This window comes from Thalassotalea loyana (assembly GCF_030161435.1).
In the GTDB taxonomy this organism is placed as follows: domain Bacteria; phylum Pseudomonadota; class Gammaproteobacteria; order Enterobacterales; family Alteromonadaceae; genus Thalassotalea_G; species Thalassotalea_G loyana.
This window is the reverse complement of the sequence record NZ_BSSV01000002.1, coordinates 49111-66441: the sequence shown is the minus strand read 5'-3', so window position 1 is coordinate 66441 and position 17331 is coordinate 49111. Positions and strand designations below refer to the sequence as shown.

At 39.8% G+C, this 17331-nt stretch carries 18 protein-coding genes; 9 read left to right on the top strand and 9 right to left on the bottom strand.

Features of this window, described 5'->3' with window-relative positions:
• Window positions 1–26: 26 nt before the first annotated feature.
• Window positions 27–1193: an iron-containing alcohol dehydrogenase gene (locus tag QQK05_RS05405; RefSeq protein ID WP_284296523.1), complete on the bottom strand. Its 1167-nt coding sequence runs from the start codon at window positions 1191–1193 to the stop codon at window positions 27–29.
• A 119-nt stretch (window positions 1194–1312) separates the two neighbouring features.
• On the opposite strand from QQK05_RS05405, the gene QQK05_RS05400 reads away from it, so the two are divergent.
• Window positions 1313–1552 (top strand): hypothetical protein, encoded by a 240-nt coding sequence (locus QQK05_RS05400; protein WP_284296522.1) that lies wholly within the window; start codon window positions 1313–1315, stop codon window positions 1550–1552.
• 7 nt (window positions 1553–1559) lie between these two features.
• Here the strand turns inward: QQK05_RS05400 and QQK05_RS05395 are convergent, their stop codons facing one another.
• A complete protein-coding gene (locus QQK05_RS05395; RefSeq protein WP_284296521.1) occupies window positions 1560–2126 on the bottom strand; it encodes a TetR/AcrR family transcriptional regulator in 567 nt (188 codons plus the stop codon).
• A gap of 137 nt (window positions 2127–2263) precedes the next feature.
• Between QQK05_RS05395 and QQK05_RS05390 the strand changes: the two genes are divergently transcribed.
• Window positions 2264–3319, top strand: coding sequence for an efflux RND transporter periplasmic adaptor subunit (locus QQK05_RS05390; RefSeq protein WP_284296520.1), 1056 nt, complete (start codon window positions 2264–2266; stop codon window positions 3317–3319).
• Complete coding sequence (locus tag QQK05_RS05385; RefSeq protein ID WP_284296519.1) at window positions 3319–6354, top strand: efflux RND transporter permease subunit; 3036 nt, start codon at window positions 3319–3321, stop codon at window positions 6352–6354. The genes QQK05_RS05390 and QQK05_RS05385 overlap by 1 nt, the downstream gene beginning before the upstream one ends.
• A gap of 41 nt (window positions 6355–6395) precedes the next feature.
• On the opposite strand, the gene QQK05_RS05380 is transcribed toward QQK05_RS05385, so the two are convergent.
• Window positions 6396–7451, bottom strand: coding sequence for a GGDEF domain-containing protein (locus QQK05_RS05380; RefSeq protein WP_284296518.1), 1056 nt, complete (start codon window positions 7449–7451; stop codon window positions 6396–6398).
• Window positions 7452–7600: 149 nt separating this feature from the next.
• Between QQK05_RS05380 and QQK05_RS05375 the strand changes: the two genes are divergently transcribed.
• Window positions 7601–8017, top strand: a complete 417-nt coding sequence (locus QQK05_RS05375) for an acyl-CoA thioesterase (RefSeq protein WP_284296517.1) — start codon at window positions 7601–7603, stop codon at window positions 8015–8017.
• A 345-nt stretch (window positions 8018–8362) separates the two neighbouring features.
• On the opposite strand, the gene QQK05_RS05370 is transcribed toward QQK05_RS05375, so the two are convergent.
• From QQK05_RS05370 to QQK05_RS05355, 4 genes are read right to left on the bottom strand one after another with little or no spacing between them, the layout of a single operon-like run.
• The gene (locus tag QQK05_RS05370) at window positions 8363–8971 is read right to left on the bottom strand and encodes a sulfotransferase (RefSeq protein WP_284296516.1); all 609 of its coding nucleotides are present in this window, start codon (window positions 8969–8971) and stop codon (window positions 8363–8365) included.
• Between the two features lie 49 nt (window positions 8972–9020).
• Window positions 9021–9482, bottom strand: a complete 462-nt coding sequence (locus QQK05_RS05365) for a hypothetical protein (RefSeq protein ID WP_284296515.1) — start codon at window positions 9480–9482, stop codon at window positions 9021–9023.
• Between the two features lie 14 nt (window positions 9483–9496).
• Window positions 9497–9679 (bottom strand): hypothetical protein, encoded by a 183-nt coding sequence (locus tag QQK05_RS05360; RefSeq protein WP_284296514.1) that lies wholly within the window; start codon window positions 9677–9679, stop codon window positions 9497–9499.
• 21 nt (window positions 9680–9700) lie between these two features.
• Window positions 9701–10909: an EAL and HDOD domain-containing protein gene (locus tag QQK05_RS05355; RefSeq protein WP_284296513.1), complete on the bottom strand. Its 1209-nt coding sequence runs from the start codon at window positions 10907–10909 to the stop codon at window positions 9701–9703.
• Between the two features lie 289 nt (window positions 10910–11198).
• Here QQK05_RS05355 and QQK05_RS05350 point away from each other — a divergent pair, with 289 nt between their 5' ends.
• Entirely contained in the window at window positions 11199–11507 is a 309-nt protein-coding gene (locus QQK05_RS05350; protein WP_284296512.1) for a hypothetical protein, read from the top strand.
• A gap of 9 nt (window positions 11508–11516) precedes the next feature.
• On the opposite strand, the gene QQK05_RS05345 is transcribed toward QQK05_RS05350, so the two are convergent.
• Window positions 11517–12098, bottom strand: a complete 582-nt coding sequence (locus tag QQK05_RS05345) for a hypothetical protein (RefSeq protein ID WP_284296511.1) — start codon at window positions 12096–12098, stop codon at window positions 11517–11519.
• Between the two features lie 209 nt (window positions 12099–12307).
• On the opposite strand from QQK05_RS05345, the gene QQK05_RS05340 reads away from it, so the two are divergent.
• The 3 genes from QQK05_RS05340 (at window position 12308) to QQK05_RS05330 (ending at window position 14503) form a co-directional block, all read left to right on the top strand.
• A complete protein-coding gene (locus QQK05_RS05340) occupies window positions 12308–13102 on the top strand; it encodes a DUF2884 family protein (protein ID WP_284296510.1) in 795 nt (264 codons plus the stop codon).
• 152 nt (window positions 13103–13254) lie between these two features.
• Window positions 13255–14025, top strand: a complete 771-nt coding sequence (locus tag QQK05_RS05335) for a tRNA-uridine aminocarboxypropyltransferase (protein WP_284296509.1) — start codon at window positions 13255–13257, stop codon at window positions 14023–14025.
• Window positions 14012–14503 (top strand): GNAT family N-acetyltransferase, encoded by a 492-nt coding sequence (locus QQK05_RS05330; RefSeq protein ID WP_284296508.1) that lies wholly within the window; start codon window positions 14012–14014, stop codon window positions 14501–14503. Before QQK05_RS05335 ends, QQK05_RS05330 begins: the two co-directional genes overlap by 14 nt.
• A 64-nt stretch (window positions 14504–14567) precedes the next feature.
• On the opposite strand, the gene QQK05_RS05325 is transcribed toward QQK05_RS05330, so the two are convergent.
• Window positions 14568–15467, bottom strand: coding sequence for a LysR family transcriptional regulator (locus QQK05_RS05325; protein ID WP_284296507.1), 900 nt, complete (start codon window positions 15465–15467; stop codon window positions 14568–14570).
• A 131-nt stretch (window positions 15468–15598) separates the two neighbouring features.
• Between QQK05_RS05325 and QQK05_RS05320 the strand changes: the two genes are divergently transcribed.
• Window positions 15599–17101, top strand: a complete 1503-nt coding sequence (locus tag QQK05_RS05320) for a CoA-acylating methylmalonate-semialdehyde dehydrogenase (protein ID WP_284296506.1) — start codon at window positions 15599–15601, stop codon at window positions 17099–17101.
• Window positions 17102–17331: the final 230 nt, after the last annotated feature.

The window sequence follows — 17331 nt, the reverse complement described above, 5'->3', positions numbered from 1 at the left end:
CTTAGAAAGCTGGCTTTTTCGTATGGTTACAGGCTGTTGGTTAATATTTCTCTAACTTTATCTAACGTTACTGCTTGAGATTCACCTTGCTTAGTCATTTTTAGCTGCGTCAAGTTATCAATAATTGGCTCGACAACTTCTTCCGCTAATTGATATTCACCGAAGCGTGTGCGCATTTTTACCGCGCTAAAAAATGCCTCTGTTTTTTCTATAATTAGATCGATAGTGCTATCAATATCATTGTTACATTGGGCTGGAACAATACCTAGAACACGTTCTCCATATTGTAAAAGCTTGTCTTGTTTTTCACGACGCATAGTCGACATCATTCTTGGCAAAACGATGGTAAGTGTTTGTGCATGGTCTAAGCCATATAGAGCGGTGATTTGATGACCAATACCGTGCGTCGACCAATCTTGTGGTACCCCAACACCAATAAGGCCGCTGAGTGCTTGCGTCGCGCTCCACATCACATTTGCGCGCGCACCTTTATCTTCTCGGTTATTGATAAGCTTAAGACCATCATCCATTAACGTCAGTAAAATTCCTTCTGAAAACCTATCTTGTATATTGGCGTTAACAGGGTAGGTTAAGTACTGTTCCATAACATGCACAAAAGCATCGACAATACCGTTAGTTAATTGTTTCTCAGGCAAAGATGCCATCACATTTGGATCAAGCACAGCAAAGCTTGGATGAACATGTTCGCTGCCAAACGCTAGTTTCTCATTGGTTGCTTTTTTAGAGACAACTGCAAAGCTATTTGACTCCGAACCTGTAGCCGGTAACGTTAATACGACACCTAAATCTATTGCGCTGTGTACCGGAGCATTTTTAGCTAAAATGTCCCAAGGGTCGCCTTCAAACTGTGCCGCTGCAGCAATAAACTTACTACCATCAATTACTGAACCACCACCAACGGCAAGTATATAATCGATACTCTCTTGTTCAACTATTTCTAATGCTTTAGACAGTGTTTCTAAACTTGGATTTGGCTCAATACCTGAGAACTCAAACCACGTGTGATCAGCCAGTGCACTCTCCACTTGGCTATAAACCCCATTAGACTTAATGCTACCACCGCCATAAGTGACAAGCACTTTGGCTGATTTTGGAATTTCTTTGCTAATTTGAGAGATTTGGTTTTCACCAAAGTGAATTCGCGTTTTATTACTATAACTAAAGTTAAACATATTTCATTCCAGGGTTATGTGTTCGTGGTTTTTTATCACTTACATGATGTACATCAATACATTTTATGTAGGTTGATTTAAGTTGTTTTCAAGGCTTAGTCATTCGCAGAGTTTTAATTATGTCTGAAGAAGCGTTGATAAAATTACTCAAAATCATCATCGTTATTGGTTTATGCTTGCTCTTGTTAGGTCATTATTTGATTAGTTACGCAAACTTACCTCAAACCATGGGCGTCACCGGTATGATCATAAGTGCTGCCTGCGTTGCTATTGGTTTAATTCTCTCGTTACCAACTAAAATGTATTTAACGTTTTTGTTGGTAAAACGAGAAAATGATAGACGAAAGCCTAAACAATAAAAGTCAATTAAGATGTTGCCGTTCTATAGACTCTAATAAGAGCGTTTATTTGACTATCACGGTTTTCTTCTTGTTCTGTATTTACAAGGCCACTAAAGGACAATTCAATCAGATCTGCGACTTCATAAGCTGTCATATTAATCTTTTCCAAGGAAACAATATTTTGCTCAATACCTTGTTTAAGGAGTTGCTCTACTATTTCACACTTTGCATCCCGCATTTTTAACAGCTCATCTTTGCAAAACTTTTTGGCGGAATAGATTAGGTCTGCTCGAATGAATTCGTCACCAATTTCCTGAAATATTTCATCACCCCATTGGGTTAATAGCGACTCAACTTTTTCCCAACAATCAGCACTTTCCTCAACGAGCTGAATGGATTGTTCTACCATTTCTTCAGTGTAATGGATCAAAACTTTTCGAAAAATCTGCTCTTTTGAGCAAAACTGTTTATGAATGGTCACGCGAGAGACGTCAGCGTATTTACTGATCATGGAAATAGTCGTTGCGCTATATCCGTGCTGATAGAAGCATCGTCTAGCTGCGTTTAATATTTTAATAGTACTGTTGAGCAAAGGAAAACCAATGACAAATGTAAACAATAATTCGATTGTAATGGCTTTTAAAATAAATTACAAAGTTTACAAATTTTGATAATGTGTTAACCTTGTGTTCATGTTTATGTGTTTTTAAGCACCAAAGAGAAATTTTGATGAAAAGATTACTAGTGGCATTTGCCAGTTTAGCGTTAATTGTTTCCTGCTCTGATAATACCCAAGTGGTTGAAAAACAACCTACGCCAGTCTTGGTGAAGTTGAGCAAAGTACAACTTATTAATGAGAATGCTAAATATACGTTTCCGGCTGAAGTTGATGCAGTTAAAACCGTTGATGTGAGTTTTGAGGTCTCTGGACGACTTGTTCAGCAAGACATTGTAACGGGAACACAAGTAGAAAAAGGTCATATCTTGGCAACAATTGACCAAAAACCTTTTGTTCGTCGTGTAAAAGAGCAAACGTCTAAGAAGCAACAAGCTGAGCGAGAATTAAATCGTCTAGCCCAAATGCTAGAAAAAGGTTTGACTTCGCAGCGAGCGTTTGACAATGCTCAAACCGCATTTGAACTTGCTGAAATCGAACTTAGTAACAGCCAACAAGAATTGAGCTATACACAGTTGTTAGCGCCGTTTAGCGCGCAAATTTCGGAACGACTTGTCGATAACAATAGCTTTGTGCAGGCCGGACAACCCATCGCTCGTATGCAGGATATTTCTAAAATCTATTTCAAAATCAATGTGCCAGAGCGTGTCATTACATCAAACACGGGCAAGAAAATTAAACAGGCAACCGCTACTATCGGCAGCTTGGAACAATCATTTCCTGTGGCTTATTTAGAACACTCAACAACACCTGATCCGGTAACACAAACCTACAAAGCTGTATTCGCGATGGACCCAATCGACGGTATCAGTTTAGTACCAGGTGCACGTGCTATCTTAGATATTGTTATCGAAGAACCCAATGATGAGCAGGCACATATTGTTCCTTTATCAGCTATCTTAGGCGATAAAGAGCAGGGCTTTTATTTATGGAAACATGCGCCTGATAGCCATACTGTGCAAAAAACACCAGTCACGGTACTTAAGTTTGCTGAAGATTTTGTCGTTATTGATTCAGCACTCACAACGGAAGATGAAATTGTCACGGCAGGCGCGAGCAAAATGTATGAGGGGTTACTCGTAGAAGCATACAAAGCGGAGCATGATTAATGGATATTGCACGCTATTCAATTAAAAATCCCGTAAATATTTGGTTACTTGTACTCATCTGTATTATCGGTGGCGTTGTTGGATTATCGAATATCGGTCGTTTAGAAGATCCTGCTTTTACTATCAAGCAGGCACGTGTGATGACCTATTTTCCTGGGGCGAGTGCCAAAAAAGTTGAACGTGAAATAACAGAACGTGTTGAAGTCGCCATTCAGCAAATGCCTCAACTGAAAAGAGTGACATCCATTTCTAAACCAGGCATGTCTGAAGTGACGGTCGAAATCAAGGATAACTATAATTCTTCAACGCTTCCTCAAATTTGGGATGAGCTGAGAAAAAGGTTAAGGGACGCTCATGCACAGCTGCCAATTGGATCCTCTGAACCACAAGTTCTTGATGATTTTGGTGATGTTTTTGGTTTGTATTACGCCTTAACGGCCCCTGACTTTAGCTTAAGTGAAATTCGAGAGTTTTCACGAATTATTCGTCGTGAACTACTCACTGCTCAAGGTGTCGCTAAAGTCGATGTAAACGGATTAAAGTCACAACAAATCGTTGCATACATGGATCCATATCGCATTTCTGGATTGGGCCTGTCATTTCCTGATGTTATTGCGCTTTTTAACGATAATTTACAGCCATTCGATAGTGGCCGTGTTGAAGTTGATGGCAAAAACATCCGTATGCTTGTGGAAGATGCCGACTCTAGAATTGAAAGCCTGAGTAATCTTACGCTCGTATTACCAGGTTCAAGCTCTTCGATAAAGATTCGTGATATCGCTGAGCTCAAATTAGAAGAAAGTGACGTACAAAACTTTCTTGTTCATCATCATGGTCAGGAAGCTGTCACGTTGTCTATTTCAGCGATTAATGACGTGAACATTGTTAATGTCGGCCACAATGTTGAAGAAAAAATAGCGCAAGTACTTGCAAAGTTGCCAGCGGGCATTGAGCTAACACCAATATATAACCAAGCCAAAATCGTTGATAAGGCGGTTGAAGGGTTTATAGAAAACCTCATCATGTCGGTAGTGGTTGTAACCGCAACATTGTGTCTGTTTATGGGCTGGCGATCAGGTGTGGTGGTAGGCTCTGTTCTACTCATTACGGTAATGGGTACTGTACTCATTATGTGGTTACTTAACTTGCAGTTACAACGTATCTCGCTTGGTGCCATGGTTATTGCTATGGGTATGCTTGTGGATAATGCCATTGTTGTTGCTGAAGGTATGATGCTCAGGATGAAGCAAGGCAAGTCGGCAAAAGAGGCAGCAAGTTTTATTGTAAAACGAACCCAATGGCCATTACTTGGTGCGACTGTTATCGGAATCGCGGCATTTTCTGGTATCGGGCTGTCTAACGACTCTACGGGTGAGTTTTTGTTTTCATTATTTGCCGTGGTACTCATTTCTTTGCTGTTAAGTTGGGTACTTGCGGTAAGTGTCACGCCACTTTTTGGCTCATATTTCTATAAAGTTGAAAAGAAAACAGAGCAACAGCAGAAAATTGGTGGCTTTTTGAAAGGTTACCTAGGATTACTCAATATCGCACTTCGTCATAGGGGAGCTACGGTTGTATTTCTCATTGTGGTGACCATTGGTGCATATGCAAGCTTTGGCAATGTGAAACAGGGCTTTTTCCCACCGTCAAATACGCCGCTGTTTTTTGTGCACTATTGGGGAAGCCAAGATAACGATATTCGCGAGACACGAGACGAGATATCAAAAGTAGAACAAGTGCTGCTTGAACACGACAAAGTGTCAACGATAACAAGTTTTATAGGCCGAGGTGCAGACCGATATACCTTAACGTATAGCCCACAAGCACCTAATGAGAGCTATGGCCTCTTACTTATCCGAATGGAGAACACGCAAGATATCGATGATTATGCGCAAGAGGTTTTAGCACAAGCTAAAGCAACGAGTTTAGGCGCTGATTTTTACCTTGAGCGTTTGCAATTCGGACCTGGTGGCGGTGCTAAGTTAGCGGCACGCTTTTCGGGACCAGACAGTCAAATCTTAAGACGTTTGGCTGATCAAGCGATGAATATTATGCGAGAGGATGGGAAAATCAGGGATATTCGTCAAAATTGGAGACAACGTGGTTTAGCGTTGAATACACATTTTGATGAATACAATGCCGGTATTGCAGGTGTTTCGCGTACAGACTTTACGCGAGCGGTACAATATGCGTCAACAGGGGTGAATTTGGGTGTCTTACAAGATGGCGACTACGCGTACCCGATTGTTGCGAAAATGTCTTCATCACAAGACTCGGTAATTGATGCTATTGAAAACAACCAAGTTTGGAGTCAACAGCAGCGCCAGTACATCCCATTTAAACAATTATCGTCAGGTGTTACGTTAGAAAACGAAGAAGTATTGATTCAGCGTCGTGACCGAGTTAGAACGATTACTGTTTTTGCTGACCCAGCATTTGGTGAAACGGCAAATAAAGCACTGTTAAGAGTAAAACACAAAATTGAGGCATTGCCATTAGCCGCTGGCTACACGTTAGAGTGGGGTGGTGAATATGAATCGTCAAAAGACGCACAAGAAGCACTTGGTAGTGGTTTACCCGCGGGCTTCTTAGTGATGTTTTTAGTATCGGTCTTGCTGTTTGGTAAACTCAAACAGCCGTTGATCATCTGGCTTGTTGTGCCAATGGCAGTTGTTGGTGTTGTTAGTGGTTTATTACTTGCAGATATGCCATTCGGTTTTATGTCATTGCTTGGCTTTTTAAGCCTGTTTGGGATGTTAATCAAAAACGCTATCGTGTTAATTGAAGAGATTGATTTACAGATTGCCGAAGGAAGCCCACCGAATATGGCCGTTGTTGAGGCAAGTGTGAGCCGTCTGAGACCTGTGTCTTTAGCAGCAATCACAACCATACTCGGGATGGCTCCGCTGTTGTTTGATGCATTCTTTGCTGATATGGCGGTAACCATTATGGGGGGGTTAACCTTTGCAACGCTCCTAACCTTGATTGCGGTGCCCGTGCTGTATAGTTTGTTTTTTAAGATTAAAATAAAATAAGCTGTATAGAAAAGCCCAGTGATGTCACTGGGCTTTTTATATTAACCTACTCTTACTTGATTTCTACCACCAGCTTTAGCCTCGTATAGCATAACATCGGCATGTTTTTTAGCGTCTTCGAAATCATAAACTGTAAGCGCTTGGCTGATGCCAAAACTCGAGGTAAGTTTTATCGATTCACCATGACTCTCTACCCGTGTTTCTTCGATTATTTGCCTTAGTTTTTCGCAAACGCTCAAGCCAATCGTTATACCTGTTTGTGGAAATATTAATAAGAACTCTTCACCACCTATCCTTGCAACAATGTCGCTGCCACGGCAATTTTCTTTGAGTATATTGGCAATTTGAACGAGTGCTTGGTCTCCAACATCATGTCCATAGCTGTCGTTTATGTTCTTAAAGTGGTCAATATCTGCAATCACAACTGTCATTGGAAAATACTGGTCAGGATCTATATTCGCAGACTCAAGCAATACGTTGTCAATAAAGCGCCTGTTAGGTAGCCCTGTTAGTGAGTCTGTGTTTGCCTGCTTTTGTTTTTTAAAATTTAACAAAGAGAGCTCGACATAGCTTTGGAAGCGAAAATACTCTGCGATCAGGCAAAGAATAATGGCAACTAGGTATGATGCTAAGAATCGAGATATTTCGACCTCTCTGTATTGCGCGGCCATACTCTCAGGGTTTAGCAATAACAGAATTAACATCAGGTAAATAATGATATTCGCTACCAGCCCAGTGAAATAACCAAAAAATACAAAATACACGATGGGAAAAGGCAGTACCCAATACAACCCAGTATTTTCGTGGCCTCCAGAATAGGCTAAATACATGACTAAAAAGCCGATACCTATTGCACATAGGATCATTGAAACTTCAAAAAAACGATGGAAATGAGACAAAATAGCATTGGCAATAAAGAAAAAACCAATAGCATTCAAAATCAATTTTAACGTTAAATACTCGTCGGGTTGTTGACTTGCAAAATAAAGAATGATGAGACTACATAGGTAACTTAACATGTAGAAGACGAGCTTTTTGCGTTTCAGTTCAACTTCTTCAGAGGACTTTAAACTGATAAATTTTTGCCACCAATCCATAGGTTTATCCATTTATTATTGTCATTCTAATACTAGTGAAAATGACAGAGTTGTACAATTTATTCTGGTAAGTGTGGTCTAACCACTTACACCATATATTAAAAGAGATTATAATTAAGATAATTCTTATATCTTTTTTTGAGGCTTTTATGAGATTTTTGTCTCGTCGTTTGGTAATGCCTAACGATTTAAATTACGCAAATTCATTATTTGGTGGACGCGCATTAGAGTGGATTGACGAAGAAGCTGCAATTTATGCGATTTGCCAACTGGAAACTAATTGTTTGGTAACTAAGCATATCGGTGAAATTAGTTTCGAGTCTGCGGCGATGCAGGGTGATGTTGTTGAGTTTGGTTTAAGAACGAAGAGCGTGGGTAATTCTTCGATCACCGTGACTTGCATGGTACGAAATAAAGTCACCAAAAAAACAATTTGTGTCGCAGATGACATTGTATTTGTTAAGGTTGATCCAGAATCACGTAAACCAGTACCTCACGGTAAAACATTGGAGCAACTGCAAGAGCAAACGCTCGAAGAAATTAAAACGTTGAATATGCAACCATAATTTTAAGTACTATGGGGAAGGCTTGTTGATTCAAGCCTTTTTCGTATAGTTACTCAGGATCTTGTTATAGCGTTTTCGTTTCAAGCGCTTCGCTATACTTTCTTCATGCTTCATATCAGAATATTTTGATATACCTACCGCTGTTGCTGTTATTGCTAAACAGACAGCTAAAGCTCTAGCGTTTAAGGCGCCACTTGAGAATGCGATGGAATAAAAGCACAAAACCACAAGCACAACTTGTTTCATTATTTACCCATATCAATAGCTGCGACATCATGAGATCATTTTAATGGTGTGATACTTATTTAGTCGTAGAGAGTTGTAACTGAGCTGTAGCAATAAGTATTACTTTAAATTGGCATCAATTTTATTGGGGTGTTTGATAGAGTTCCAGTAAGTGATTTTTCCGCCTACGTTGATTTTCTCGAACATTCCTGCGTGGTCATTATCATGCCCTAAAAAAGCAAGCATTTTTGCGTAACTTTCTGGCTCAGCGATGTTAATTGTTAACAATCTTTCCGGCTGTGATTTAAAGCATGTGAGCACGCGTTGATGATGCTCTCGATAGATATTAATCAAGAACTCATCATGATTAATATTTTCCAGCGTTAGAGGAGAGAAAACTGACTGATAGCAGCGTTTGAGTACAGGATTAAAGCCACCGTCTGTGCGAGTGACATTTTTGTACATTCGATTAAGTAGCTGTTTAATAGACGGTAGCCACAATTTTTCATCTCGGGTTAGATGAATAAATTTTGCTGACGGTTGAGATAACGCTAATGTTTCAAAATCACAAAATATCGGAGTATCTGCGATTACTTGCGCTTGTTGCAGTGCTTTATCGGTATAGGCAGTATGTGCCACTCGGTAGCCGATATCTAGCATTGCCGCACAAATACTAGTGGTGCCGGTGCGTGGAAGCCCTGTGATATATATTTTTGTTTGGTCGTTCATGGCGCGAAGCATACCTGAGAAAGCAGGTGTTTACAGCATCAAGTTGGGCTTATAGACCCAATTTATTTTTAACGTTACCCCAAAACCCCTCTGCGCCAATATCATTTACTTCGTAATCTTCATCGAGAATTCCAATTCTCAGAGAAAAGGTACTACCGTGCCCCCATGGCCACCATACTGCAATTAACGCGGGTGATTCGTCTGTTTGGGCTCTTGTGAAAATGCATTGATCTTTAGTCAACTTACCGTAGCTCTTCAATTGTTTATAGAGTGAGGAAGGTGCTTTGTTAATGTTATTTGATTGCCAATGCTCTGGGAGTTGTTCTTTCACGACCTGCTGTATTGGCTCTGCAAAATTACGCGCAAAATGGGTTAGCAATATTTGGTTCTTTTCATCCCATTGCCATTCTAAGTCGGCGGTAACTCTCGGTTGGTTAATGGTGTTAAATGTTTCTTCAACTGCAGAAATAAGGAACTTGCAGTGCGTCAATGTGGCTTGCTCTTGTGGCATTGTTATTATTATCTTTAGCTAGTTAAAAAGTCTTTGTATTGCTTAATTCCGAAATAGCGGATTGACTTTTTATGAGTCACTTTCTTTGCGATAAGCAAGTCGTTACAGTAAATTTTTACAACCTGCTTATCGCCATTTTTATCGACGTCATACTGATGATTGGGGTTTTCCCGCAAGTCATCGAATTCTGAACGCATTATTAATTTCATATGAGCAATCTAGATATCTAAGCTAGAAACCCATTTACTTGCTTTAACAAATTCTTGTGACACCATATCTTTTTCAAGTGAGAAGTTTGCCAACGCTTCATTTACAGTCTCATGGCCTTCAATAAAGTTGGTTGCTAACACAAGCAACTCACCCAAAAGTCCGTCGCGACTAATTAACGCCATTTGGATTTGTTCAGCCAGCGGCATAGTCGCCATAATTTCATCCATTGGCATGCTAAGGAGAACTTCCATCAAGCTTAATAAGCCCGTGATAAAAGCATACTCTCTAACTTCTTTAAATTGCTCATGAGCAGCCATTGACGCCATTAATTTACCTGTTATCAATGATTGTTTCGCAATTTCGTCAGTGTTATCAGAAGTTAGTTTTGATAATGCTAATATTGAAACAAACTGCTTTAAACTATCTTCACCTAAGTAGGCGGCAGCTTGCTTTAATGAGGTTATCTCAACACGAGTACCAACGGCTACGTTGTTGACCATTTTAAGCAAACCAACACTTAAGTTGACGTCATGGCCAATAATCGTTGCCACGGCATTAAAGCTGAATGGTTCTTTAAATGTTTCACTGATAAGGTTAAGCATTTGCGCTTTCATTGGCGCTAATGTTTGGCCTTCAATTATCTCAGGCACATGGTAAAAGTAACCTTGGAAAAAATTGAAGCCAACTTCTGCAAGTGATTGCCTTTGGAATACCGTTTCAACTTTTTCTGCGGCCAATTTTATATTAAAAGGTCGCATGCGCGACAACGCTTTGAAGACTTGCTTAGGGTTTTGTTGTTCGATATCTATTTTCAGGATTGATATGTATGGGAATAATACGTCCCATTTTTCGTCAAGGTCATAATCATTAAGCGCAATTTTATAGCCCTTATTATGGTAAAACTTGACGATTTTAATCAGTCTATCTGAAGCTGTCTGATGGCCGACTATCTCGATAACGATGCTTTTGTTGTCGAACATTAATGGGTATTTGTTGATCAGACAGTGCTCTGTAAAGTTGATAAACGCTTTTTTGTCCATACAAATGGCTTGGATATCGCCATGAATATGGTTTTGAATGATCAGTTTTGCGGTTGCAATGTTTTTATCTATCGCAGGGAATTTATTTTCCGGACTATCTCTGAATAATAACTCATATCCTATGGTGTTATTTTTGGCATCAAAAATGGCTTGTCGAGCAATATAGGTGTTATACATTTTTCTTATAAAAACATGGTTAATATCTTGTTAAGGCTAAGATACCCTAATTCCTCGCTATTTTGCTAGTAAAAAGCGCTTTTATTTGGCTTATTAACGCAGCATATATTAATCTCAATGTATAATTCTTTATTATATTCATGTGGTTAGAATATTTGTTTGATCAAAATAAATTATTGTTTACGATTTATTGACTGACACCTGTCAAAATAAAATTTTGATTAAAGTTTGTCATAAAAGTGCCGATAAAATGATCAGTGGGTAGTAAGGATAGTGTTGAGATAAAATTTTGCGTCAGTTAAATTCATTAGGGCAAGCGGTACCAGTAGAGTCTTCTTCCACGTCTGTAACGTTCAAAAACTTAAAAAACGATCAACACCAGACGGCATACGGTAAAGCGAAAAAACAGCCTAAAGATGAAAAACGTGATGATGTAGAAGATTCACGCAATAATGCAGACGAAGATTTTGTCGAGCGACGCTCCGGTGATGAGCGCCGCAAGGATGGACATAAAGCAAGAAAGCGTTGGATAGAGTCGCGCCAACAACCTGATCGACGCAAAAATAATCAGCAACCTAAAATCAGCTTTGTAATTTAAGTATTAAGCTTAGTCTTTATAGCCCCATGGAGCTGCTGGAGGCGTAACAGGTTTCGTTAAATCAAAGTCAACTCTAAACTCTCTCGCTGGCCTAATCATTCGATAAGTGAAAGTTTCAGGGTAAATGAAAAATTGCCAGGTATTATCATTTGATTGAGGGATTGCTTGGTCAACAAATAGTGATTTTGTGAAATCGTCGGCAGGAAATGACTGTACTTGAGAATATCCCTTATCTTGGGTTAAACCGCCATACATGGTCAGTTTATCCTCTGAGCCATCTTTGTGACGATGATCATGTTTTAACTCTAGGCCACCATCTTTTTTAGTGATAATCCATGTGCGAGAAGCGTCTTCACCGACATGAAATGGAATCTGGATTTGATTCTCATCACAGTGACGAACATGCATAACCAAACGACCTTTGAAACCATCACTTTTAGGAACGTCAACCGTTACTTTACCTTCAAACGCTTTCCCACAGTATTGAGAAATTTTATCAAAAAACGCTTGCTGTTCCTCGGCTAACTCTGCTTGAGCCTGATTTGCAAATAATGCACTTGCGACAATTATTGGTATGTATTTTTTCATCATTTGTGTGTTTTGTTATTAGTTTAATTTTAGCAAGATACACAATTTTTTAGTTATTTTCACTATCTAAGTTATTTTTAATTCGCTCAGAATAATCCTGTATTTTTATTTAAGTTATTGTTTTTAAGTTATTAAATATTTTTGGCATTAGTTTTGTTATGTAAATATCAAACGACGCAAGTCACATTCAACAGGATTGAACACAAGGAATTATGATGAAAACTTTACCAGCAATTTTTACATTGGCATTAGCTTCAACGTCTACCTTCGCATTGGCAGGTAATAGCTGCGACGTAAACTTAGATGCGAACTTTGCCTTAAAAAATGATCAAATTACTTTTTCAAATGATGATCGTGAGTTGTATCGAATTACCAAATCAAATGAGTTAGTGATCGAAGGAAAAACATTAGACTTATCAGCTTCTCAACAGGCTTCTGTTAATGCTTACGCATCGAGTATTCGCGATAGCGTACCTCAAGTAAGAAGCATTGCGCTTGAAGGAGTTAACCTAGCTATTGAAGGAGTAAATCTTGCTTTCAATGGGTTACTTGGTGAAGGCAATGATATTGGTGAAGAGCTGACTTTTGAGCTTAATGAAGTTCGTGATCAATTAGCGACTAAGTTTGATGCTGAATCAGGTATCTACATTGGTGATGGTCATGAAATGGCGGAAGATATTTTTGGTGAAGATTTTGAGCAACGCTTCGAACAAGTATTGGAAAGTGCAATTGAACGTTCAATGGGCAGCCTACTAATTGCTGTAGGCCGTGAAATGTTATTCTCTGGTGGCGATATGGAAGCGTTTGAAGCGCGCATGGAAGACTTTGGTAATGATATCGAAAGTCAAATGGAAGCGCGCGCCGAGAGTCTTGAAGAGGCAGCAAATGAATTGTGCTACAGCATGAAAGAAATCGATGAATTAGAGGAAGAATTAAAAGATGCAGTGCCAGAATTGAATAACATTGACGTTCTTCATGTGCATGCATCTCGTCATAAAGATATTTAATATTTTATAGTTCATATACGTTACACGACTCCATGTGTTTTACGGGTTTATACCAAAAGGTATTAACCCGTTTTTTTTATTTATCTGGATTAATTACTTGCAATAATAGCGATAACTGGTACAACTTCGGCCAAACTTGTATTGGATTATTTATGAACGCATTTCAACAGCTACATCACAAGCGCTTGCTACAATCTACCAAGCCATTTAATGCGCGAGGGAAAGGGGTTAATCGCTGCTTTTCTTGTCAAGTATCCGTAGAGCATTGTATCTGTGATTTAAAGGTTGATTACTCCTGTGATGCGGGCTTTGTATTGATCCTACATGACATTGAAATCCTCAAACCAAGTAACACTGGTCGGCTCGTTGGTGATGTCTGTGACAACTTTTTTCCATTTATCTGGTCCCGTACTGAAGTTGATCCTGAGTTAATAAAGTTACTAAATGATCCGAGCTGGTTTCCTATGCTTGTATTCCCTGAGCAGTATGCAATGCCAGAGCAACAGGTAATTACCGAAAAAGTTACGCTGCAATCAAATCAAAAGCCGCTATTTATTTTGCTTGATGCGAGTTGGCGTGATGCAAGAAGAATGTTTCGAAAAAGTCCTTACTTGACCAAGCTTCCGATAGTGACATTGCCAACTGGTACTACTTCAGATGAGCATGATTCTAGGTTTGCGTTACGCAATGCTAAGATTAATAACCACCTAGCAACGGCAGAGGTTGCGGCTAAAGTATTGAGCCAACAGGGGGAAGTGTTATCAGGGACATTACTAGATCTTTGGTTTGATGTATTCTCATGGCAGTATCAAAAAAGTGTCTGCCAAACGGCCAAAGGTTCGGCACAATGCCTCGAAGACTATCGTCAATTTATTCAAACCCATGGGTTAACTTATCAAGGAAGTAAAAATGAGTATGATTAATACACCTAGGCTTTATCTGCGTGAAATGCGAGATAGTGATGCACCATTTATCCATAAATTATATAACCAAGCAGATTTTATAAAGTATATCGGTGACAAAGGGATAGAGGACCTTGATTCAGCAGTTGATTATATTAAAACGGGTCCAACACAAAGCTATAAGGAACACGGTTTTGGTTTGCTGTTAGTGAGTTTACACGATGATACACCAATTGGTGTTTGTGGCTTGCTTCAACGAGAAGATTTACCGTTTCCTGATTTAGGTTACGCTGTTGATGAACAGCACTATCAAAAAGGTTTTACGAAGGAAGCGTGTGCTGCTGTTCTGGCACATTACACACAAGAGCCGTCCGTGTTAGCTGTTACAGATCCAGAAAATATTGCGTCAAACAATTTGCTGATGTCTTTAGGATTTGTTGAATACCCTGGTGTATACAAAGGGTGGGGCGATTCTAAAGTTTTTCGAATAGATCGCTGATTCAATTCATTTTGATAAACAATAATAGGGTGCTCGGGCTAGCAATCGTTAGCCCGTCTATTGCCTAGGCCTTAGTAGCAGGCATTAATATACTGTGTTGCTCTGCGCAGAGCGTTTTTAAATACTCCCAGACACTGGCAACTCTCGCAAGTCGCTTACACTCAGGGTGAGTGACAAGATAGAAGGATCTCGATATTTTAATTTCTTGCTCAAAAATAGCGGTTAGATCAGGATCTTGCTCGGCCAGAAAACACGGTAATATTCCGACACCAAGGCCGCTTTTTATTGCTTGATATTGACTGATCACACTATTAGATCGAAACACTGGCACAATATCGTTTGTGAGTTCATTAAAGTAGGCTAATTGCTCCGTGTATAAAAGTGAGTCGACATAACTTACCCAAGGAAGCTCATTAATTGACATATCGTCTTTGGTGATACGTTGTCCGACGTCGCTGGTATGATTAACGTATAGTTTTAATTGATAGTCACATAACTTTGTCACGATCATTGATGTGTTTTTTGGCTTTTCCAGCGAAATAGCTATATCTGCTTCGTTTCTACTTATCTTCACATCGCGCGTAAAGTGCAATAAATCGAGCTCGATATTAGGGTGTTCGTGATAAAAGGCGGTTAGGTTTGGTGTTAAGAAATAACTCGCAAATGCTTCGGTCAGTCCTATTCTCACCAAGCCTGTCTGATCACTATTTTCCAGCACAATTTGATTAAAGGCGTTTGCTGCTTGCTGCTCCATATGTCGGGCAGTTGCTAAGAGTGATTCGCCGTCGGACGTAAGTTCATGGCCATCAACAGTGCGCTCAAACAGTTTAGTAGAGAGCTGCTCTTCTAGTTTGTGAACGCGACGTGATACCGTCGAGGTATCCTTGCCAAGCCGTTTCGCTGCTTGGGCCAGCTTCTCAGCTCGCGCAACTTCTAAAAATATCTTGATATCTTCCCAATTCATTTCGCCAGTATACTGTTTTTTATTGGTTTTGCATAATTACAAATTGGTTTGCAATTGTGCATGTTGCTTAGTAAATCATAAAAGCATACCTTTACCCCCAATATAATGATGACAAGCAATAAGGTTTCGTGATGACCATTAAAGAAATTCCCCTAATTATCAATGGCGAGAAAGTTCGCTCAAAAACTGATACTTGGTTAGATGTACTAAACCCTGCGACACAAGAAGTCGTTGCAAAAGTTCCTATGGCGACCAAAGAAGAAGTTGATGCAGCTGTGGCGTCAGCGCAAGAAGCATTTAAGTCATGGTCTAAAGTGTCATTGACTAACCGCATGCGCATAATGCTTAAATTTCAAGAGCTTGTTCGTCAGCACACAAGCGAAATTGCAGAGCTTATTACACAAGAGCATGGTAAGACATTACCCGATGCAGAAGGTGAAGTTGGTCGTGCATTGGAAGCTGTAGAAAATGCGTGTTCAATTACTCGTTTGCAATTAGGTGAAATGGCAAATAATGCGGCCACAGGCGTTGATGTTTATACATTGAATAAACCGCTAGGTGTTGGTGTTGGTATTACTGCGTTTAACTTCCCTGTAATGTTGCCTGCATTTATGTTCCCACCAGCAGTGGCATGTGGTAACACATTCGTTTTAAAACCATCGGAGCAAGATCCATCATCAACAATTCGTTTCGTTGAACTTGCACTAGAAGCTGGTATTCCAGCGGGTGTGTTAAACGTTGTTCATGGTGGCCCTGATGCCGTTAACCAACTTTGTGAGCATGACGACGTAAAAGCGGTGTCATTTATTGGTTCAACGCATGTTGGTACTCATGTATACAATCATGCGAGTAAGCATGGTAAACGTGCGCAATCTATGATGGGTGCAAAAAACCACATGGTTATCATGCCTGACGCAAACAAAGATCGTGCGATTAATGATTTATTAGGCTCTGCGTTTGGTGCTGCGGGTCAGCGCTGTATGGCTAACCCTGTAACAATTTTAGTTGGTGAAGCTCGCAACTGGTTGCCTGAAATCGCAGAACGTGCGAAGCAAATGAAAGTAGGCCCAGGTACAGATCGTGAAGCAGACTTAGGTCCAGTGGTATCACCGCAAGCTAAAGCTCGTATTTTATCTATCCTTGATAGCGGTGTAGAGCAAGGTGCGACATTACTTGTTGATGGTCGAAACTGTGTTGTTGAAGGCTACGAGAAAGGTAACTTTGTTGGTCCTACGATGTTTTCGAACGTAAAAACGGATATGGACATCTACACGCAAGAAATCTTTGGTCCTGCACTGTGTGTGTTAGAAGCAGATACATTAGAAGAAGCTATTGCAATTATTAACGCAAACCCTAATGGTAATGGTACCTCTATCTTTACTTCAAGTGGCTGGGCTGCACGTAAATTTGAAAATGACATCGATGTTGGACAAGTCGGTATTAATGTCCCAATTCCAGTACCTGTAGCATACTTTAGCTTTACAGGATCGCGCGCATCTAAGTTGGGTGATTTAGGGCCAAATGGTAAGCAAGTGATTAGTTTCTGGACGCAAACTAAGTCGGTAACTGCTCGTTGGTTTGAACCTGATCATCAAGACGGAAGTGCCGTACACACTACAATTAGCTTGAAATAACTGTAAAATTTGTGCTATAAATGCCGGCTAAATCAGCCGGTATTTTTTTGTCCGTTTCGCGTAAAATAATATCAGGTAAGATCTGTTAGGTTTTTTTACAGCTTATAGGATCTTCTCTAACACTTTTCTTCTAAGTTGTTGATTTTAAAGGCTTTTTGTTTTCTGGTATGTTATTTGCTTATTAAGCGGTAATTCAGTAGTTTTTTAACGAGTATTGCAAATGATTAAAA

Excerpts from the sequence above, each read along its gene's own strand:
- QQK05_RS05405 (WP_284296523.1), bottom strand. The coding sequence starts at position 1,193 with ATGTTTAACTTTAGTTATAGTAATAAAACGCGAATTCACTTTGGTGAA.
- QQK05_RS05345 (WP_284296511.1), bottom strand. The coding sequence starts at position 12,098 with ATGATGAAAAAATACATACCAATAATTGTCGCAAGTGCATTATTTGCA.
- QQK05_RS05360 (WP_284296514.1), bottom strand. The coding sequence starts at position 9,679 with ATGCGTTCAGAATTCGATGACTTGCGGGAAAACCCCAATCATCAGTAT.
- QQK05_RS05390 (WP_284296520.1), top strand. The coding sequence starts at position 2,264 with ATGAAAAGATTACTAGTGGCATTTGCCAGTTTAGCGTTAATTGTTTCC.
- QQK05_RS05340 (WP_284296510.1), top strand. The coding sequence starts at position 12,308 with ATGATGAAAACTTTACCAGCAATTTTTACATTGGCATTAGCTTCAACG.
- QQK05_RS05320 (WP_284296506.1), top strand. The coding sequence starts at position 15,599 with ATGACCATTAAAGAAATTCCCCTAATTATCAATGGCGAGAAAGTTCGC.
- QQK05_RS05385 (WP_284296519.1), top strand. The coding sequence starts at position 3,319 with ATGGATATTGCACGCTATTCAATTAAAAATCCCGTAAATATTTGGTTA.
- QQK05_RS05355 (WP_284296513.1), bottom strand. The coding sequence starts at position 10,909 with ATGTATAACACCTATATTGCTCGACAAGCCATTTTTGATGCCAAAAAT.
- QQK05_RS05400 (WP_284296522.1), top strand. The coding sequence starts at position 1,313 with ATGTCTGAAGAAGCGTTGATAAAATTACTCAAAATCATCATCGTTATT.
- QQK05_RS05370 (WP_284296516.1), bottom strand. The coding sequence starts at position 8,971 with ATGAACGACCAAACAAAAATATATATCACAGGGCTTCCACGCACCGGC.
- QQK05_RS05325 (WP_284296507.1), bottom strand. The coding sequence starts at position 15,467 with ATGAATTGGGAAGATATCAAGATATTTTTAGAAGTTGCGCGAGCTGAG.
- QQK05_RS05380 (WP_284296518.1), bottom strand. The coding sequence starts at position 7,451 with ATGGATTGGTGGCAAAAATTTATCAGTTTAAAGTCCTCTGAAGAAGTT.
- QQK05_RS05365 (WP_284296515.1), bottom strand. The coding sequence starts at position 9,482 with ATGCCACAAGAGCAAGCCACATTGACGCACTGCAAGTTCCTTATTTCT.
- QQK05_RS05330 (WP_284296508.1), top strand. The coding sequence starts at position 14,012 with ATGAGTATGATTAATACACCTAGGCTTTATCTGCGTGAAATGCGAGAT.
- QQK05_RS05375 (WP_284296517.1), top strand. The coding sequence starts at position 7,601 with ATGAGATTTTTGTCTCGTCGTTTGGTAATGCCTAACGATTTAAATTAC.
- QQK05_RS05335 (WP_284296509.1), top strand. The coding sequence starts at position 13,255 with ATGAACGCATTTCAACAGCTACATCACAAGCGCTTGCTACAATCTACC.